Here is a 19,096-nt window from a genome sequence, read left to right on the forward strand (position 1 = left end):
GGTCGTCCTCCCAATTGCGCCCGGCTCCTCTACCGGGTGTGGATTCTACGGACTCAGCCCGGCAGGGCGAAGCCAATCTCGTGTCGGCCGGCGGGCAGGCGCAGTCCCGCCTCCGGGATCTCGGCGGCCCGGCCGTCCAGCGTCACGTCGGCGAGGCGGCCGGCGGGAATTACTCCCTCGCAGCCGTCGGGCAGGTCCACCGTGTAAGCCACGCGGTCGCCCTCGATGCGCCAGCCAGCCTCGATCCGGCCGTGGCGACAGTCGTGCCACATCTCCACGTGGCCGAGGGCGGGCAGTACGGTGGGCTCGAGCCGCACCCGGTCGAAGCCGGGCGCCTCCTCAGTCGGCTGCACGCCCGCGACATCCTCGAACAGCCACTGGCAGACCGCGCCGTAGGCGTAGTGATTGTAGCTGTTCATTGAGGGTTCGTAGATCGTGCCGTCCGGGCCGATCGCGTCCCAGCGCTCCCAGATCGTCGTGGCGCCCTGCTCGACCTGGTAGAGCCAGCCGGGCACCTCGCGGTTCAGGAACACCTTCTCGGCGAGATCGGCCATGCCCAGCCGGGTCAGCGCCGGCAACAGCGCCGGCGTGCCGATGAAACCGGTCCCGATCAGGTGGTCGGCCTCCTCGACCACGCGGCGGAAATAGCCCTTCGCCGCCTCGCGATGCTCGGCCGGGATCATGTCGTGCAGGAAGGCCAGCGCGTAGGAGGTCTGGTCGTTATGCGCGAGCCGGCCGGTGGCCGAGACGTATTCGCGGGCGAAGGCCAGGCGGATCTCCTCGGCGCGCGCGGTGTAGCGGGCCTGCGCCTCCGTCTCGCCCAAGAGCCCCGCGATCTTCGCCACCAGGTCGGTCGAGATCGCGTGGTAGAGCGTCGCCGCGCAGTCGTCGGCGATGGTCGGGCGCGGCTTGCGGTTGTCGCCGACGGGCTGCAGCCAGTCGCCGAAGCTGAAGCCGTGACCGCCCCAGACCGAGGACGGGCGGATGATCGGGCCGTCGGAGAGCGACCAGAGGTAATCCACCCATTTCAGCATCGCCGGGAAGCACTCGCGCAGCACGTCCTCGCGGCCGTAATGCAGGTAGAGCTGCCAGGGGATGACGGTGATCGCGTCGCCCCAGCCGGTCGAGCCGGCCCAGTCACCGTGGAACCCTTCGGGGTGCAGCCGGGTCGGGTCGGGCGAGAAATGCGGCACCGCGCCGTTCTCGCGCTGGTCGTGCATCACGTCGCGCAGGTACTTGCGCAGGAAGCTCTCGCAGTCGGCCAGCCAGCAGGCGGTGCCCGCGAAGACCTGGGCGTCGCCGGTCCAGCCGAGGCGCTCGTCGCGCTGCGGGCAGTCGGTCGGGATCTCGATGAAGTTGGCGCGCTGCGACCAGACGGTGTTGAGCACCAGCCGGTCGACCGCCGGCACGCCGGTCCCGACCCCGCCCGCGGCCTCGGGCACCGAAGAGATCGGGATCGAGCGGATCGATTTGATCTCTGCCCGGCCGGTCACGGTGACGCGGGCATAGCGATAGCCCATGAAGGTGAAATGCGGGCGGTAGCTCTCGGCCTCGCCGCCGCGCAGCGTGTAGCGGAAGGCGCCGCGGGCGCAGCGATAGTTGCGGTTGTCGAAGGCGCGGTCGGGCCCGAGCACCTCGCTGTGCTCGACCAGCACCTCGGCACCGGCCTCGCCGCTGACCTCGATCGCGACGTAGCCGCCGCAGTTCTGGCCGAAATCGTGGATCGCGCGGCCCTCGGCATCGTGCCAGCTCTCGACAGGGTCGAGCGGGAAGAGTTCGTGCACCGGCGCGGTCTCGTGCGCGACCAGCAGCCCGGTGTCGAAGCCGAGCGCCTCGACGCCGTGGCTGTCCTCGCGCGCCTCGAGCCGGGCGTCGTAATCCTCGCCGTGATAGATGCCGGAGGCGGTGATCGGCAGCAGCCCGGCGCGCCAGTCGGCGTCGGAGCGCAGGACGATCTCGCCCGCGCTCTCGATCTCGGCGATGGCGGCGATGCGGTCACCCCAGCAGTTCGGGATCGCCTTGTCGCGCCACATGATCGGCGAGCGGTACCAGCCGTCGGCCAGCCAGATCTCGATCCGGTTGGCGCCGTCGCGCAGCAGCGCGGCGATGTCGTAGCTCTGGTAGGCGATGCGGTCGTCGTAGCAGGTCCAGCCGGGGGTGAGCAGGTCCGCGCCGACCCGGGCGCCGTTGACGAAGGCGCGGTAGAGGCCCTGCGCCGAGACGTGCAGCACCGCCTCGGCGCCCGCGCGCCAGTCAAACTCCCGAGCGACATAGCTGGCGCGCGACCCTTCGCCTGCATCGCAGAGCGGCGCGATCATCCGTGCCGACCAGTCTCGGCCCGGTCGCGCGGTCGCCGCCGCGATCGTCGTCTCATGTATACCCATTCCGACCCTCCCAGTGTCGGCCCCCCGCCGACGATATGTATAACGTTCTACGTATAACGATACACGGATTCGATTGTGGATCAAGAAGTTTCCGGGTAAGTTGTAGGAAATGGAGCCGGCTTCGGAAAATACCGATGAAGAACAAGATAATGGGCTCGAACGGGCGAGTGACCATCAAGACGGTGGCCGCCGATGCCGGTGTCTCGGTCGCCGCCGTCTCCAAGGTGCTGCGCGATGCCTACGGGGTCAGCGAGGCGCTGCGGACCAAGGTGCTCGAGTCGATTGACCGGTTGGGCTACCGGCCCAGCACCGCGGCGCGCGGCATGCGCGGCCAAACCTATTCGGTCGGAATCGTCATGGTCGAGATGGCCAACCCGTTCCTGCCCGAGATCGTCGCGGGGGCGAACGATGTTCTGGCCACTGAGAAATACCACTCGATGATCGGCGTCGGCGAGGCGCAACTCAAGCTCGAGACGGCGCTGATCGAGCGGATGATCGACACGCGCATGGATGGCGTGCTGCTGATCGCGCCGCGGCTCTCGGGCGAGCAGCTGGCGCGCTATGCCCGGCAGTTGCCGATGGTGGTGATCGGCCATCACGAGCCGCAGGCGCAGGCTTTCGACACGGTGAACTCGGATGACCAGATGGGCGGACGGATCACCGTCGAGGCGCTGGTGGCCGAGGGGCACCGGCGGATCGCCATGATGAGCCTGCCCGAGAAGGGGTCGACCGAGGTCGACGTCTATCGGCAACGCGAGATTGGCTATGTCGAGGCAATGCGGGCGGCAGGTCTCGGCGACGAGATCCGCATCCTGCGCTCGCGCGAGCGCCGGCGCCTGGTCGAGGCGGATCTTGCCACAGCGCTCGATGGGCCGGAGCTGCCTTCGGCGATGTTCTGCTGGAGCGACCTGCACGCGATCAGCCTGCTGAGCGGCGCGAAATCGCGGGGAATCGCGGTGCCGGAACGCCTTGCCGTGGTGGGCTACGACAACTCGCCGGTGGCGGCGCTGTCGATGATCGGCCTTTCCAGCGTCGACCAGGGCGGGCGGCGGCTGGGCGAGGTGGCCGCGCGCACGCTGCTGTCGCGGATCGGCGGGCGCAGCGCGCCGGAGCATCTGCTGCTCGACCCGGTGCTGGTCAGGCGCGAGAGCTTCTGACACCGCCTTCGGCACCCTTGACGGCGCAGCGCCAGCGCGCCGCGTAGTCGCGCAGATCATTGGTTTCCGACGGACCCGGCCCGGTGGTCCCTGCGACCGCGCCGGGGCAGGCGAGCAGGGCCGCGCCGACCGCGGTGCCCGTCGCGCCGGACGCGATTTCGACCGGCCGCCCGGTCGCGGCGGCGAGCATCTCGAGATAGGCCGTGTTTCCGGCAAACGGCCCCTCGACGATCACCGGGCCCGCGCCGCCGGTCAAATCAAGGCAGGTCGCGGTCATCATCGCGAGATACCAAGACAGCGCCAGCATCCGCTCGCCATCGCTGGCCGGCTCGGTGGTCCAGCGCGCCGCGCGGCCTTGGAACGGACCGGAACCCGGCTCGACGGCGGGCAACAGCATCGGCCCGCCGGAATGCATCCGGTTCAGGTCGGCCTCGCTCCATTCGACTGGGCGTCCCTCACGCACCCGCTCAAACTCGCGCCCGCCCATGAAGCGGGCCGATGGCACCGGGCGGCCATGTGCGTCGGTGTTGGCCAGCGTGTCGCGCGAAGGGTCGAGGGCGCGGGCCGCGCCCCCCACCGACATACAGACCACCCAGGTGCCGGTCGAGACCACCGAGAACGCATCTTCGCGCCCCGTCAAGTGCGGGTAGAGCGAAGCGTTGCTGTCATGGATGCCGCAATGGACCGGGAGCCCCTCGGGCAGGCCCGTTTCGCGCGCCGCCCGTGGCGTGAGCCCACCCAGCACCTCGTCCGCGCGGCGGAGCGGCGGGAACAGCCCGCGCCAGCCCATGCGGTCAACCAGCGAGGACAGCTCGCCCGTCCACGGGTTCCACAGGTCGGTGTGGCAGCCCAGCGAGGTCGGCTCTACCGCCGCGACGCCGGTCAGGCGATGGGCCCAGTACTGCGGCCATGTCAGGAACAGCGCCGCGTCGCGCGCCTGCGCGAAACCCGTCATCTGCCAATGCAGCTGCGCGCCGAGATTGAGCCCGCAGGGCAGCCGCGGCGAGCCGGTCTCGGCGAAGTCCGGGCGCAGCGCGTCATAGGCGGCGACGGCTTCGGCCGGGATCTCGTGCTCGTAGTCGAGCACCGGTAGGGCGAGGCTGCCATCTGCACGCAGCAGCGCTCCGGTCGCACCATGTGCGGTAATCGAGATGGCGTCGATCTCGTGTTCGGCGCCCAGTTCGCGCAGTGCGGATGCGAAGAAGTCCCACTGCGCGTCGGTGTCGAAATGCGGGTAGGGCGGGCCGGGGCGCACGTCGTTCGGCGCCTTGCGCACCGCAACCTCGCGCAGCCCGGCGCGATCGACCAGCGCCAGTTTGATGTTGGTCTTGCCGAGATCGAGAACTGCGACGTGGCTCATGGCAGGTGGAACATCGGTTCGAGCGGCATCGCGACCGGGCTGCCATCGGGGTTGGTGGCCATGATGTCGGCCATGTGCGCCCACCAGCGTTGCATTACCGGGTGGTCCGGCAGCGCATCCATGCCGTGATCGCGCGGCCGGCGCAGCTGCGCGAAGAGTGCGCCGGTCTTTGCATCGAGGTGGATCGTGTAGTCCGAGACGCCCGCCTCGCGCAAAAGCTTCACCAGCTCGGGCCAGATCTCTTCGTGGCGGCGGCGGTATTCCTCCGCCATGCCGGCGTGAAGCTGCATGCGGAAGGCGTAGGTCTCGAGGCTCATGCCGCGCGCCTCCGGGCCAGCGCGATCAGCCGCGGGATCGCGATGACCCCGATCAGCAGCGCACCGATGAAGATCGACATGACGATGCCCGGCACGTTCAGTAGGCCGAGCCCGAAAGTCACCATGCCCATCACCAGCGCGGCCAGCACCACGCCGAGGATCGAGCCCGCGCCGCCGAGGATCGACACGCCGCCCAGCACCACCATGGTGACGATCTCCAGCTCCCAGCCCTGGGCGATCGAGGGGCGGGTCGAGCCGAGCCGCGAGGTCAGGCAGATCGCGGCCAGGCCGGCCATCAGGCCGGTGAGCAGGAAGAGGATCATCTTCACCCGCGCCACCCGCACGCCCGAAAAGGCGGCGGCGGTCGGGTTGTTGCCGATCACGAAGACCTGCCGTCCGAATTTGGTGGCGTGCAGCAGCACGCCGAAGATCAGCGCGAGGGCCGCGAAGATCGCCAGTTCGACGGTGATCACCCAGGCGACATAGCCCTGCCCGAACACCGCGAAGCCGACCGGGTAGCCGCTGAAGGCCTGGTCGCCCAGCACGATGTAGGAGATGCCGCGAAACAGGCTCATCGTGCCGATGGTCACCACGATCGAGGGCAGCCCCATCCGCGTCACCAGCGTGCCGTTGAGCGCGCCGCAGAGCAGCCCCGTGCCCAGCCCGATCAGCACCAGCATTGGCGTCCCCGCGCCGTATTGCAGCGCGAAGCCCATCGTGGTCGAGGCCAGCGCGATGATGCCGGCGACGCTCAGGTCGATCTCGCCCGAGATGATCAGCAGCGCCATCGCGAAGGCGATCATGGCCTTTTCGGTGAAGTTGAAGGTGGCGTCCGACAGGTTCCAGGCCGAGAGGAAATAGGGCGAGGCCATGCTGTTGGCCGCGAAGATCGCGATGCCGACGAGCAGCAGCAGCAGCTCCCAGCTCCTGAGCGCGCGGGCGACGCGCCCCGTCAGCCGGTCGGGGAGGTGGCGCGGGCGGGTGCCGATATCGAGTCCGGGTCGGGTGCTCATGCGGTGGCCTCCTTGCGCTTGAGGATGACGCGGCCCGGGCGGCGTTCGGCACGGGCGTTGAAAGCGACGGCGATGATGATCGCGGCGCCGGAGATGGCGAGCTGCCAGAAGGGCGAGATGCCCGCGACCGGCAGCGCGTTCTTGATCACGCCGAGGAACAGCGCGCCGAGCACCGCGCCGCCGACCGAGCCGACGCCCCCCGCGATCGAGATGCCGCCGATCACGCAGGCCGCGACCACGTCGAGTTCGAAGCCGAGCGCGACGTCGGTATAGGCGACGGCGTAGCGCGACACCCAGAGATAGCCGCAGAGCCCGGCGAGACCGCCAGACAGGACAAAGGCCATGAAGCGGGTGCGGCCGACATCGATGCCGGTATAGACCGCGGCATGCGGGTTGCCGCCCGTGGCGTAGAAGGCGCGGCCCAGCGGCGTCAGCCGGATCAGCAGCCAGGCCAGCGCGATCACCGCGATCGCGACCCAGCTGAGCACCGGCAGGCCCAGCAGCGTGGCGCGGGGCAGGGCGGTGAAACTCGCCGACATCTCGAAGCTGTTGATCCATTCGCCGCCCGAGACCACGAAGACCAGGCCGCGATAGATGGTCAGCGTGCCCAGCGTCACCACGATCGGCGGGATGTCGAGGAGCCAGACCAGCAGCCCGTTGAAGGCGCCGAGCACCAGGCCGAGACCAATGGCCAGGAGGATCAGAAGCCCGACCGGCAGGCCGGGCATCGCGGCGTTGAGCGTTGCGACCACCATGCCGGTCAGCGCGAGATTGGCGGCGACCGACAGGTCGATGCACTTGGTGAGGATCACCGCCATCTGGCCGAGGGCGAGGATGATCAGCACGCTGGTGTCGTTGAACACCGCGGCCAGGTTGCCGGGTGCCGCGAAGCCGCGGAAGCGGCTTTCGACCAGCAGGATCAGCGCGAGTATCGCGCCCGACAGCACCAATTCGCGCGATTTCAGAAGGCGGGTCATGCGGTTTCTCCGTATCCGGCGGCGGCGCGCACGAGGTCCTCGGGCGTCAGCCCCTCGCGCTCGAACTCGGCGGCGATGCGGCCCTCGCGCATCACGATGACCCGGTCGGACATGCCGAGGATCTCGGGGATCTCCGAGCTGACCATGATCACCGACAGGCCCTGCGAGGCCAGTTCGGACATGAATTCATGCACGGCGGCCTTGGAGCCCACGTCGATGCCCTTGGTCGGCTCGTCGAGGATGATCACCTTAGGCGCGGTGGCGAGCCACTTGGCGATCACCACCTTCTGCTGGTTGCCGCCCGAGAGATTGCCGACCGGCTGATCAAGGCTGGCGGCGCGCAGGTCGAGCCGCTCGGTGTATTGCCGGGCCAGCGCGAACTCCTCGGCGAGCCGCAGGAAGCCGCGACGCGAGGTGCGCGAGAGCGAGGGCAGGGTGACGTTCTGGAAGATCGGCAGCGCCGTGATCGCGCCCTGCTTGCCGCGATCCTCGGGCACGTAGACGATGCCCTTGGCGACCGCCTCGGCGGGCGAACGGATCACCGCAACCTCGTCGTCAATGCGGATCGCGCCCTTCGACGGCTTGGTGACGCCGAACAGCGCCTGCATGAACTCCGAGCGCCCGGCGCCGACGAGACCGTAGAAGCCGAGGATCTCGCCGCGCCTCAGCGTGAAGCGGATGTCCTCGAACTCGGTTGGGTGGCAGTAGCCCGACACGGTCAGCACCGGGTCGCCGATCCGGGCCTCGCGCTTGGGGAAGATCGTGTTAACCGCGCGGCCGACCATCTTTTCGACGAGCTGCGCCTCGGTGACATCGGCGATCAGCCCCGCATCGACCATCTCGCCGTCGCGGAACACGGTGTAGCGGTCCGCGATGCGGAAGATCTCGTCGAACTTGTGCGAGATGAACAAGATCGCCTTGCCTTCGGCCTTGAGCCGGTCGACCAGCTCGTAGAGCTCCTCGATCTCGGCCCGGCTCAGCGCGGCCGTGGGCTCGTCCATCACCACGACGCGGGCCTCGACCGACAGCGCGCGGGCGATGGCGACGAGATGCTTGGAGGCGATGCCGAGGTCGCGCAGCGGCGTGTCGGGGTCCAGCCGGGCGCCGATCCGCTCGAGGATCGCCGCCGCGTCGCGCCGCGTCCGCGGCCAGTCGATCAGCCCGAACCTGCCGCGCGGCGCGTGGCCGAGAAACACGTTCTCGGCCACCGTCAGCTCGTCGAACAGCACGGTTTCCTGGTGGATCGCGGTGACGCCGGCGCGAGTGGCGGAAAGCGCTGTGGGAAAGCGGGTGGGCGCGCCGTCGAGCCGGATCTCGCCGGCGTCGGGCTGGTAGATGCCGGTCAGGACCTTGACCAGCGTCGACTTGCCGGCGCCGTTCTCGCCGATCAGCGCGGTGACCTGTCCGGGATGGAGCGCCAGCGCGACATCGCCGAGCGCCCGCACGCCTGGGAAGGTCTTGGTGATGCCGCGCAGCTCCAGCACTGGGGCCGCGCCTGTGGCCGGTTCGGGCGGCGGGACGGTGTCGGGGGCTTGGTGCAACATGGCCTCGGTCCTCGGGATAAGGAGGGGGCGCGGGCCCGGTGCGGGGCCCGCGCGCTCGGGCGCGCGCGTGGTGGTGGAGGGAGGCGCGCGCTCCGGGGAGGATCAGAAGACGCTCTTGAACTCGTCGATGTTGCTGGCGTCGTAGGTGAAGGGCTCGGACATCGCCGCCTCGTTGTTGTCGTCGAGCGTGGCGGTGCCCATGCGGCCCATGGAAATCTCGGCGCCCGGCTCGGCGGTGGCGGCTTCCGAGGCCAGCGCATGCGCGATCATCGTCGTGGCATAACCCAGATCGACCGGGTTCCAGATCGCGAAGCTCTTCGACGCACCGCTTTCGATCGCGCCGGCCATCTCCGAGGGCAGGCCCAGACCGGTGACGTTGATCTCGCCCGCCTTGCCCGCATCCTGCACCGCTTGTGCTGCGGCGACGATGCCGACGCTCGTCGGTGCGATGATCGCGTCGAGATCGGGGTAGGACTGCATGAGGCCCTGGGCCTCGCGATAGGACTTGTCGGCGAGGTCGTCCCCATAGACCGTCGCCACCACCTCGATGTCGGGATACTGGTCCATCACCTTGCTCATCTCCTCGATCCAGATGTTCTGGTTCGTGGAGGTCGAGGTGGCGGAGAGCAGCGCCACCTGCCCGCCCTCGGGCAGCTGGTCTGCGGCGAGCTTGATGATGGTCTGGCCGATCAGCTCGTTCGAGGAGGGCGAGAGATGCATCTCGCGGCCCTCGGGCGCGACGCCGCTGTCCCAGGAGATCACGGTGATGCCGCGCTGCATGGCGCGCTTGAGCGCGGGCACCACGGCGTCGGGGTCGTTGGCCGAGATGGCGATGGCGTCGACCTGCTGCGCGATAAGACTGTTGATCACCTCGATCTGGCCCTCGGCGGTGGTCGAGGTCGGGCCGGTGTAGATGATCTCGGTGTCACCCAGTTCCTCGGCGGCCTCCTCGGCGCCGCGGGCGGCGGCCTCGAAGAAGCCGTTGCCCAGCGACTTGACCACCAGCGCAATGCGCAGCGGCTCCTGCGCCATGGCGGTGCTGCCCATCAGCGTCGCGGCAAGCGTCAGCCCGGCGGCGAGTGTCGTCTTGATACCCATGTCTCTTCCTCCCTTGAAAAACACTTCGGCGCCGGGGCGTTCAGCCTGCGGCGCCCCTCTCCCTCCGCGCGGCCGAGTCTTCGGCCACGATCAGCCGCACCCCTGCCTCCTCCAGCATCCGGGCGTGGCGATCCTCGATCCGGTCGTCGGTGACGACGGTGGAAATCTTCGACAGCGGCCGCACGATCAGGCTGGTGCGGCGGCCGAACTTGGAGGCGTCTACCAGCACCACGAGCTCCTCGGCCTGACCGATCAGCTTTTCCTCGGCCTGGATGATCAGCGGGTCCGCCTCGGTGACGCCCAAGGGGCCGATGCCCTGCGCGCCCATGAACATGCGCCGCGCCTGGAAGTTGCGGGTGACGTCGTTGTCGAAGGGGGACAGGATGATGTTCTGCTCGCGATAGATCGTGCCGCCCGAGAGCATCACCGTGTTCTTGGACTGGTGCAGCAGGTGCTCGGCGATCGGGAAGCTGTTGGTGAACACCTGAAGGCGCCGGGCGGCGAGCGGATGCACCATCTGAAAGGTGGTGGTGCCGCCGTTAATGATGATTGCCTCGCCATCCTCGCACAAACCCACCGCCGCCTGCGCGATCGCGCGCTTCTGGGCGATGTTCTGGGTGGCGTTGAGCGCGAAGGGGCGGCCAGTGAGGCCGGAAATGGTCGGCGGGGTCAGCGCCTCGGCGCCGCCGCGTACCCGGCGCAGCTTCTTGGCCATGTGCAGCTGGGCGATGTCGCGCCGGATCGTCGCCTCCGAGGCCTCGGTCAGCTCGACCATCTCGGCCACGGTCACCACCGGCCGGGACTGGACGGCGGAAAGAATGACGCGATGGCGTTCGGTTTCGTGCATGAAGGGCCTCCCTTGCCGCTCAGACTGCGTCAGCGCGCCGCGTCTGTCAATCATCATCGATCAAAAATGATCGGCTATGATCATAATATGACCGATAATGATTGACTCATGCGCGGAGCTGAGCGACACCGGCATCTGACTGAGGGGCCGCGTTGGCCCGCAAGGGAGGATCACCATGCTGCAGAAGAGCTCCGCAACACGGATCGAGAACCGCTGGGACGACAAGGCTGCCGCCGCCATGAGCGAAAGCGACAAGCTGCTCTACCGCTCCAATCTGCTCGGCTCCGACAAGCGCGTCACCAATTACGGTGGCGGTAACACCTCGGCCAAGGTGATGGATACTGACCCGCTCACCGGCGAGGCAGTCGAGGTGCTGTGGGTCAAGGGTTCTGGCGGCGACATCGGGTCAATGAAGAAGGACGGTTTCGCGACGCTCTACATGGACCGGCTGCGCGCGCTGAAGGGCAAGTATCGCGGGGTCGAGCACGAGGACGAGATGGTCGGCTACCTGCCGCACTGCACCTTCGCGCTGAACCCGCGCGCCGCCTCGATCGACACGCCGCTGCATGCCTATGTGCCCAAAGCCCATGTCGATCACGTCCATCCCGACGCGATCATCGCCATCGCCGCCTCGGCCGACAGCAAGGCGCTGACGCAGGAGATCTTTGGTGGTGAGATCGGCTGGCTGCCATGGAAGAAGCCGGGCTACGAGCTCGGGCTGTGGCTCGAGAAGTTCTGCCTCGACAACCCGGAGGCCAAGGGCGTCGTACTGGAAAGCCACGGGCTGTTCACCTGGGACGACGACGCCAAGGCTTGCTACGAGACGACCTTGCGGATCATCAACACCGCGATCGGCTGGTTCGAGGAAAAGACCGCCAACGTGCCGGCCTTCGGCGGCGCGATCCACCAATCGCTGCCTGCCGAGAAACGGCGGGCGGTGGCGGCGCGGCTGATGCCGGCGATCCGCGGCATGATCTCGAAGGAGCGGCACAAGCTCGGCCATTTCGACGACAGCGAGGCGGTGCTCGACTTCGTCAACGCCCGCGACATGCCGGGCCTTGCCGCGCTCGGCACCTCCTGTCCAGACCATTTCCTGCGCACCAAGATCCGGCCCCTCGTGGTCGATTTCGACCCAGCCGAACCGGATGTGGAGGCGACGCTGGCGGGGCTGGAGAAGGCGATCGAGGACTACCGCGCCGATTACGCCGCCTATTACGAACGCTGCCGCCACGCGGACAGTCCCGCGCTGCGCGACCCGAACGCGGTGGTCTATCTCGTGCCCGGCGTCGGCATGATCACCTTTGCGCTCGACCGCGCCACGGCGCGGATCTCGGGCGAGTTCTACGTGAACGCCATCAACGTGATGCGCGGCGCCAGCGCGGTCAGCGAGTATCGCGGCCTGCCCGAGCAGGAAGCCTTCGACATCGAGTACTGGCTTCTGGAGGAGGCCAAGCTGCAGCGCATGCCCAAGCCCAAGAGCCTCGCCGGTCGTGTCGCCGTCGTCACCGGCGGCGCCGGCGGCATCGGTGCGGCGACGGCGGCGCGCTATCTCTCCGAGGGCGCCTGCGTGATGCTCGCCGATATCGACCCGGATGCGCTGGAGAAGGCGCGCGCCGGGCTGGCGGAGACGTTCGGTCCGGACGTCGTGCGCGGCGTCGAGATGAACGTCACCGACGAGGCCGCCGTGGCCCGCGCCTACGCCGAGGTTGCCGTGGAATTCGGCGGCGTCGACATCGTGGTCTCGAACGCCGGAATCGCGTCGTCGGCCAAGGTCGAGGACACCACGCTCGCGCTGTGGAACCGCAACATGGACATCCTGTCCACCGGCTACTTCCTCGTCAGCCGCGAGGCGTTCAAGCTCCTGAAGACCCAGGGCATCGGCGGCGCCCTGGTCTTCGTGGCCTCGAAGAACGGTCTGGCCGCCTCGCCCGGCGCCTCGGCCTACTGCACCGCCAAGGCGGCCGAGATCCATCTCGCCCGCTGCCTCGCGCTCGAGGGCGCGCCGGACGGCATCCGGGTCAACGTGGTCAACCCCGACGCGGTGCTGCGCGGCTCCCGGATCTGGCAGGGCGAATGGCTCGACCAGCGCGCCGGCACCTACGGCACCGACAAGGAGGGGCTGGAGGAGATGTATCGCCAGCGCTCGCTCCTGAAACGCTCGGTGCTGCCCGAGGACATCGCCGAGGCCTGCTATTTCCTGGCCTCGGAGGCCAGCGCCAAGTCGACCGGCAACATCCTCAACGTCGATGCCGGCAACGTCCAAGCGTTCACGCGCTGATCCGGGCAGGGGAGGAAAGACCATGATCGACAAGACCATCATCGAAGCCTCGAACGACGATCGCGACGCCGGGCTGCGCGCCGATTACGATGCGCTGGGGGAGCAACTCGACCGGCGCGGCATCGACATCGCCGCCATCAAGGCCAAAGTCGCCGGTTTCGGCATCGCGGTGCCGAGCTGGGGCGTCGGCACCGGGGGCACCCGCTTCGCCCGGTTTCCCGGGCCGGGCGAGCCGCGCCACGTGTTCGACAAGCTCGACGATTGCGGCGTGATCCACCGGCTGACCGCCGCCACGCCGCGCGTGTCGCTGCACATCCCGTGGGACGACGCGGCCCCCGCCGATCTTCTCGCCAAGGCCGAGGAGACGGGGCTCGGCTTCGACGCGATGAACTCGAACACCTTCTCGGACCAGCCGGGACAGGCGCTGAGCTACAAGTTCGGCTCGCTGTCGCATACCGACCCGGCGGTGCGGGCGCAGGCGGTGGAGCACAACCTCGCCTGCATCGAGCTGGGCCAGGCGATCGGCTCGAAGGCGCTGACGGTCTGGGTCGGCGATGGTTCGAACTTTCCCGGCCAGGCGCATTTCGCGCGGCAGTTCGACCGCTATCTCGATGCCGCCCGCCGGATCTATGCCGGGCTGCCGGAAGACTGGCGGCTGCTGACCGAGCACAAGATGTACGAGCCGGCCTTCTATTCGACGGTGGTTCAGGACTGGGGTACCAACTACCTGATCGCGACCGAGCTGGGGGAGCGGGCGCAATGCCTCGTCGATCTCGGCCACCACGCGCCCAACGTCAATATCGAGATGATCGTCGCGCGGCTGGCGCGGTTCGGCAAGCTGGGCGGCTTCCACTTCAACGATAGCAAGTATGGCGACGACGATCTCGACACCGGCTCGATCGACCCCTACCGGCTGTTCCTGGTCTTCAACGAGCTGGTCGAGGCCGACGGGCCCGGCTTCGAACCGATGCACATGCTCGACCAGAGCCACAACGTCACCGACCCGATCGAGAGCTTGATGGTTTCGGCCACCGAGGTGCAGCGCGCCTATGCGCAGGCGTTGCTGGTAGACCGCGCGGCGCTGGCCGGGTTTCAGGAAGGCAACGACGCGCTGATGGCGACGGCGACGTTGAAGCGGGCCTTCCGCACCGATGTAGAGCCGATCCTGGCGATGGCGCGGCTCGAGGCGGGGGCGGCGATCGACCCGGTGGCGGCGTTCCGCGCCTCGGGCTACCGGGCGCGGGTAGCCGAGGCGCGCCCGGCGGTGGCGGGCGGCTCGGGCGGCATCGTCTGAAATGCCGACCGTCACCTGCATCGAGGATCTGAAACGCCTGCACAAACGCCGGGCGCCGAAGATGTTCTTCGACTACGCCGAATCCGGCAGCTGGACCGAGCAGACCTTCCGCGAGAACACCACGGATTTCGAGAAGATCCGGCTGCGCCAGAAGGTGGCGGTGGACATGTCCGACCGCTCCACCGTGGGCCGGATGCTGGACCAGAAGGTGGCCATGCCGGTGGCGCTCGCCCCCGTGGGCATGACCGGCATGCAGAACGCCGACGGCGAGATCAAGGCGGCCCGCGCGGCCGAGAAATTCGGCGTGCCCTTCACCCTCTCCACCATGTCGATCTGTTCGATCGAGGACGTGGCCGAGCACACCTCGGCTCCGTTCTGGTTCCAACTCTACGTCATGCGCGACGAGGAATTCGTCGACCGGATCATCGAGCGGGCCAAGCGCGCCGGCTGCTCGGCGCTGGTTCTCACGCTCGACCTGCAACTCTTGGGTCAGCGGCACAAGGACCTGAAGAACGGCCTTTCCGCCCCGCCCAAGCTGACCCCGGCCACGATGCTCGACCTGTCGACCAAGTGGACATGGGGGCTGGAGATGCTGCGCACCAAGCGGCGCTTCTTCGGCAACATCGTCGGTCATGCCTCGGACGTGGAGGACACGCGCTCCTTGATGAAGTGGACTGCCGAGCAGTTCGATCTCAAGCTCGACTGGGAGAAGGTCCGCAAGATCGCCCAGAAGTGGGATGGCAAGCTGATCCTCAAGGGCATCCTCGACGCCGGTGACGCGCGCAAGGCCGTGGAATGCGGCGCCGACGCCATCGTCGTGTCGAACCATGGTGGCCGGCAGCTCGACGGCGCGCTCTCCTCGATCCGCATCCTCCCTTCCATCGTGCGCGAGGTGAAGGGCGAGACGGAGATCTGGCTCGACAGCGGCATCCGCTCGGGACAGGACGTCCTCAAGGCGCTGGCGCTTGGTGCCGACGCCACGATGATCGGCCGGGCCTGGCTCTATGGTCTCGGCGCGATGGGCGAAAAGGGCGTGACGACCGCGCTCGAGGTGATCCGCAAGGAGCTCGACCTCACCATGGCGCTGTGCGGCGAGCGCGACGTGGCCGATCTCGGCCCGCATAACCTGCTGGTGCCGCGCGACTTCGAAGGCGAGTGGCAGGAGAGCGGTGGATCAGCCGGCGTAGCCCAAGGCTTGCGAGGCGTCCTGACTGGCCGCGCGCAATAGTCGAACGTAGTCCGGCTTGCGCGCTTCCTCGAAACGAAACAACGGAAAGGACAGGCTGATCGCGGCGACCGACTGGCCGACATGGTTGAACACCGGCGCTGCCATGCAGCGCACCCCGGCTTCGCTCTCCTCGATCTCCTCGGCGTAGCCGCGTGCGCGCGTTTCGCGCAGAGTCTCGATCAACACGCCCGGGTCGGTGATGGTGCGCGGACCGACGGGTTCGAGCGACATGCGGGCGATACGCTGCTCGATTTCTTCCTCGTCGCGCCAGGCCAGCAGTGCCTTGCCGAGCGAAGTGGAATGGAGCGGATTGCGCATCCCGAGGGTCGACTTCATCGAAAGGGAATAGCTGGAGTCGTATTGATGAATGTAGACCACGCGCTGCTCGCGCGTGTCCATGACGCCGAGATTGACCGACTCCCCGGTCTCCCGTGCCAGCCGGCCCATCGCCCGGTCGGCGACCCGAAGCAGATCCTCATGGCCGTTGATGGTGCGCGCGGCGAGGCTGAACAGCCCCAAGGTCAGCGCGTATTTCTCGGTCTCGGGATCCTGCTCGACATAACCCAGATCGATCATCGTCTGTAGTAGTCGATGCGCGGTGCTCTTGGACGTCATCGCCCCCTGCGCCAGATCGGCGAGACTGGCGCGCCGCGCCTTGGCCAGCGTCTCGAGCACCGAGAACACCTTCATCACGGAAGCGACGTTATCGGTCTTGGCCTGCGGCATGATTCTCGTCCCGAAAATTATGGAACTCCATACTGAAAATTTCGGAGATGACTGTCAACCTGATCGATGATGCAACCTAAGGCATTGATATAGATACACTATATTCATTTCTCGTCCGGACTCACAAGAGCCTTGTCAGGTGATAAGGATTGTGGTTCCTTGATTTTCGAAACGTCGTCCCGAAAATAACGGGGCCGCCGAGGGAGGAACGAGATGAGCATGCATCCGCTACTGCGCCAACCGGAACGCCTGATGAGCCGTGACGAAGTCTGCGCGCTGATCGAGCGGCTGGCCGACAACCTCGTCAGCATCACCGACGACAGCGGAAAGTTTCTGCTGCGGCTCGAGGACGGGCGGGTGATCGACACCAAGGGCTGGGCCGGATGGGAATGGACCCACGGCATCGGCCTCTACGGGTTGTTCAAGTACTGGGAACTGACCGGCAGCGACAAGGCAATGTCGATCATCACCGACTGGTTCGAGGCCCGGCTGGCCGAGGGCACGCCCACCAAGAATATCAACACCGTTGCCCCGTTCCTGACGCTGGCCTGCCTGCACGAGGTGCGGCCCGATCCGCGCTGGGTACCCTATCTGGATGCTTGGGCCGAATGGGTGATGCACGAAATGCCGCGCACCGCCGAGGGCGGGCTTCAGCATATCGTCTACAACTCGGTCAACGACCAGCAGCTGTGGGATGACACGCTGATGATGAGCGTGCTGCCGCTGGCCAAGATCGGCCTGCTGCTGGGCCGCCCCGAATATATCGAGGAAGCGAAGTTCCAGTTCCTGCTGCATACCCAGTATCTCGCCGATAGCGAGACCGGGCTGTGGTTCCACGGCTGGACCTTCGACGGCGACCACAATTTCGCCCGCGCGCTCTGGGCCCGCGGCAACAGCTGGGCCACCATCGCGATCCCGGAGTTCGTCGAGATGCTCGACTTGAAGCCGGGCGACCCGCTGCGCCGGCACCTGCTCTCGGCCCTGTCGCGCCAGGCGGCGACGCTCCGGCGCACCCAGGACGAGAGCGGGCTGTGGCACACGTTGATCGACGATCCTGACAGCTATCTCGAAGCCTCGGCCGCCGCCGGCTTCGGCTACGGGCTGATGAAGGCCGCGCGCAAGCGCTATCTCGGCCGCGAGAACCGCGAGACCGCCGAGCGCGCCGTGCGCGGCGTGATCGCCAACATCGACGAGACGGGCGAGCTGCAGCGCGTCTCCTTCGGCACCGCGATGGGGTCCGATCTCGACTATTACCGGCAGATCCCGCTCACCTCGATGCCCTACGGGCAGGCGATGGCGATGTTCTGTCTCACGGAGTACCTGCGGTCCTTCATCTGAGGAGGAGAAGGCCGCGCAACGCATCACAGGGAGGAACCACCATGAACATCAAGAGCATCCTGCTGGCCACGGCAGCGCTTGCAGTCACCACCGGCGCCGCTAGCGCCGAGAGCCTGCGCTTCGCCTATGCCAGCAATGCCACCCCCACCAAGGAGGCGATGGCGCATTTCGGCGAACTGGTCGAGGAGAAGACAGGCGGTGAAGTGACCGTGCAGTTCTTTCCCGACAGCCAGCTCGGCGGCGAGCGCGAGCTCGTGGAGATGGTGCAGGGCGGCCTGCTGGACATGACCAAGGTCTCGGGCGGGCTGATGGAGAGTTTCTCGCCGGTCTACGGCGTGTTCTCGATGCCTTACCTGTTCGACAGCCAGGAGCATTTCTACGCGGCCATGGACAACCCGGAGGTCACCGGCCCGGTCTACGAATCGACCCGCGACGACGGCATGGTGGCGCTGACCTATTACGATAGCGGTGCGCGCAGCTTCTACACCAAGGACAAGCCGATCATGAAGGTCGAGGACCTCAAGGGCTTGAAGATCCGCGTCATGCAAAGCCCGACCTCGATCCGCATGGTCGAGATGCTCGGCGGTTCGCCGATCGCGATGGGACAGGACGAGGTCTACACCTCGATCCAGCAAGGCGTGCTCGACGGCGCCGAGAACAACGAGTTCGCGATCACCATCGCGGGTCACGGCGAGGTGGCCAAGCACTACTCCTACGATGTGCACACCCGCATCCCCGATATCATGCTGATTTCGACCGCCACCCTCGATCGCCTCTCCGAAGAGCATCGTGCGGCGGTGATCGAAGCGGCGAAGGAGTCGACCGAATTTCAGAAGCAGGCCTGGAACGAAGCGGTCGAGGCGGCCAAGAAGCAGAGCGAGGAGGAGTTCGGGGTGCAGTTCTACTACCCCGAGGTCGCCCAGTTCCAGCAGGCGGTGCAGCCGATGTATGACGAGCTGGCTGCGGACCCCGAGAAGCAGCTGCTCTTCGACGCGATCCGCGCCGCCGCGGGCAACAGCTGATGCGCGCGCTGCGCCGGGCACTCGATATCGGTGTGGGGGCGGTCTGCTGCGGGCTTCTGGCCGCGATGATCGCGGTGCTGGCTTGGCAGGTGTTCAGCCGCTACGCGCTGAACGCGCCCTCCACCTTCTCTGAAGAGGCGTTGCGCTTCGGGGTGATCTGGGTGTCGCTGCTCGGCGCGGCCTATTCGACCGGACGCGGCACGCATATGGCCGTGGACCTGCTGCGCGAGATGACGCGCGGCGGCGTGCGCCGGGCGCTTGAATTCCTGGTGCCCTTGGCCTTTCTCATCTTCTCGCTCGCCGTGCTGGTGCGCGGCGGGCTGCACGGGGTCGAGATCGCCGCGCGCCAGACCAGTCCGGTGCTGCAGATCCCGATGGGCTACATCTATGCCAGCCTGCCGGTGAGCGGCGCTCTGATGGCGCTCTACAGCGTCTTGAACCTCGTTGATCTCGTCCGCGACAGGCGCCGTCTGCCGGACGATCTCGAACGCATGATCATCGCCGGAGACTGAC

Annotated in this window: 16 protein-coding genes; 7 read left to right on the plus strand and 9 right to left on the minus strand. The window is 67.4% G+C overall.

The features are described from left to right. Positions 1–53: 53 nt before the first annotated feature. Entirely contained in the window at positions 54–2,384 is a 2,331-nt protein-coding gene (locus FHS00_RS15590; RefSeq protein WP_183475020.1) for an alpha-L-rhamnosidase, read from the minus strand. Between the two features lie 134 nt (positions 2,385–2,518). Here FHS00_RS15590 and FHS00_RS15595 point away from each other — a divergent pair, with 134 nt between their 5' ends. Then, the gene (locus FHS00_RS15595; protein ID WP_183475021.1) at positions 2,519–3,541 is read left to right on the plus strand and encodes a LacI family DNA-binding transcriptional regulator; all 1,023 of its coding nucleotides are present in this window, start codon (positions 2,519–2,521) and stop codon (positions 3,539–3,541) included. On the opposite strand, the gene FHS00_RS15600 is transcribed toward FHS00_RS15595, so the two are convergent. From FHS00_RS15600 to FHS00_RS15630, 7 genes are all read right to left on the minus strand, one after another. Then, a complete protein-coding gene (locus FHS00_RS15600; RefSeq protein ID WP_183475022.1) occupies positions 3,522–4,901 on the minus strand; it encodes an FGGY-family carbohydrate kinase in 1,380 nt (459 codons plus the stop codon). The two genes, FHS00_RS15595 and FHS00_RS15600, sit on opposite strands and share 20 nt — an antisense overlap. Further along, on the minus strand, positions 4,898–5,218 hold the full coding sequence (gene rhaM / locus FHS00_RS15605; protein WP_183475023.1) for an L-rhamnose mutarotase: 321 nt from the start codon (positions 5,216–5,218) through the stop codon (positions 4,898–4,900). The genes FHS00_RS15600 and rhaM overlap by 4 nt, the downstream gene beginning before the upstream one ends. Next, positions 5,215–6,231: an ABC transporter permease gene (locus FHS00_RS15610; RefSeq protein ID WP_183475024.1), complete on the minus strand. Its 1,017-nt coding sequence runs from the start codon at positions 6,229–6,231 to the stop codon at positions 5,215–5,217. Before FHS00_RS15610 ends, rhaM begins: the two co-directional genes overlap by 4 nt. Next, complete coding sequence (locus FHS00_RS15615) at positions 6,228–7,208, minus strand: ABC transporter permease (protein WP_183475025.1); 981 nt, start codon at positions 7,206–7,208, stop codon at positions 6,228–6,230. The genes FHS00_RS15610 and FHS00_RS15615 overlap by 4 nt, the downstream gene beginning before the upstream one ends. Beyond that, entirely contained in the window at positions 7,205–8,752 is a 1,548-nt protein-coding gene (locus FHS00_RS15620) for a sugar ABC transporter ATP-binding protein (protein WP_183475026.1), read from the minus strand. Before FHS00_RS15620 ends, FHS00_RS15615 begins: the two co-directional genes overlap by 4 nt. A gap of 102 nt (positions 8,753–8,854) precedes the next feature. Next, entirely contained in the window at positions 8,855–9,850 is a 996-nt protein-coding gene (gene rhaS, locus FHS00_RS15625; RefSeq protein WP_183475027.1) for a rhamnose ABC transporter substrate-binding protein, read from the minus strand. A 40-nt stretch (positions 9,851–9,890) separates the two neighbouring features. Then, positions 9,891–10,697: a DeoR/GlpR family DNA-binding transcription regulator gene (locus FHS00_RS15630; RefSeq protein ID WP_183475028.1), complete on the minus strand. Its 807-nt coding sequence runs from the start codon at positions 10,695–10,697 to the stop codon at positions 9,891–9,893. 175 nt (positions 10,698–10,872) lie between these two features. On the opposite strand from FHS00_RS15630, the gene FHS00_RS15635 reads away from it, so the two are divergent. The 3 genes from FHS00_RS15635 to FHS00_RS15645 are packed head-to-tail and all read left to right on the plus strand — an operon-like array spanning position 10,873 to position 15,497. Continuing rightward, positions 10,873–12,975: a bifunctional rhamnulose-1-phosphate aldolase/short-chain dehydrogenase gene (locus FHS00_RS15635; protein ID WP_183475029.1), complete on the plus strand. Its 2,103-nt coding sequence runs from the start codon at positions 10,873–10,875 to the stop codon at positions 12,973–12,975. 22 nt (positions 12,976–12,997) lie between these two features. Continuing rightward, a complete protein-coding gene (gene rhaI / locus FHS00_RS15640; protein WP_183475030.1) occupies positions 12,998–14,269 on the plus strand; it encodes an L-rhamnose catabolism isomerase in 1,272 nt (423 codons plus the stop codon). A gap of 1 nt (position 14,270) precedes the next feature. Beyond that, positions 14,271–15,497: an alpha-hydroxy acid oxidase gene (locus tag FHS00_RS15645; protein ID WP_183475031.1), complete on the plus strand. Its 1,227-nt coding sequence runs from the start codon at positions 14,271–14,273 to the stop codon at positions 15,495–15,497. Here the strand turns inward: FHS00_RS15645 and FHS00_RS15650 are convergent. Then, on the minus strand, positions 15,444–16,223 hold the full coding sequence (locus FHS00_RS15650) for an IclR family transcriptional regulator domain-containing protein (protein WP_183475032.1): 780 nt from the start codon (positions 16,221–16,223) through the stop codon (positions 15,444–15,446). The two genes, FHS00_RS15645 and FHS00_RS15650, sit on opposite strands and share 54 nt — an antisense overlap. Before the next feature lie 213 nt (positions 16,224–16,436). On the opposite strand from FHS00_RS15650, the gene bglB reads away from it, so the two are divergent. Genes bglB through FHS00_RS15665 form a run of 3 tightly spaced genes read left to right on the plus strand, consistent with a single transcriptional unit; the run spans position 16,437 to position 19,095 of the window. Continuing rightward, complete coding sequence (gene bglB / locus FHS00_RS15655; RefSeq protein WP_183475033.1) at positions 16,437–17,561, plus strand: beta-galactosidase BglB; 1,125 nt, start codon at positions 16,437–16,439, stop codon at positions 17,559–17,561. A 41-nt stretch (positions 17,562–17,602) separates the two neighbouring features. Then, a complete protein-coding gene (locus FHS00_RS15660) occupies positions 17,603–18,583 on the plus strand; it encodes a TRAP transporter substrate-binding protein (RefSeq protein WP_183475034.1) in 981 nt (326 codons plus the stop codon). Further along, positions 18,583–19,095, plus strand: coding sequence for a TRAP transporter small permease (locus FHS00_RS15665; RefSeq protein ID WP_183475035.1), 513 nt, complete (start codon positions 18,583–18,585; stop codon positions 19,093–19,095). The genes FHS00_RS15660 and FHS00_RS15665 overlap by 1 nt, the downstream gene beginning before the upstream one ends. The last annotated feature ends 1 nt before the right edge of the window (position 19,096 follow it).

It is taken from the genome of Limimaricola variabilis (genome assembly GCF_014195545.1).
GTDB lineage: Bacteria > Pseudomonadota > Alphaproteobacteria > Rhodobacterales > Rhodobacteraceae > Limimaricola > Limimaricola variabilis.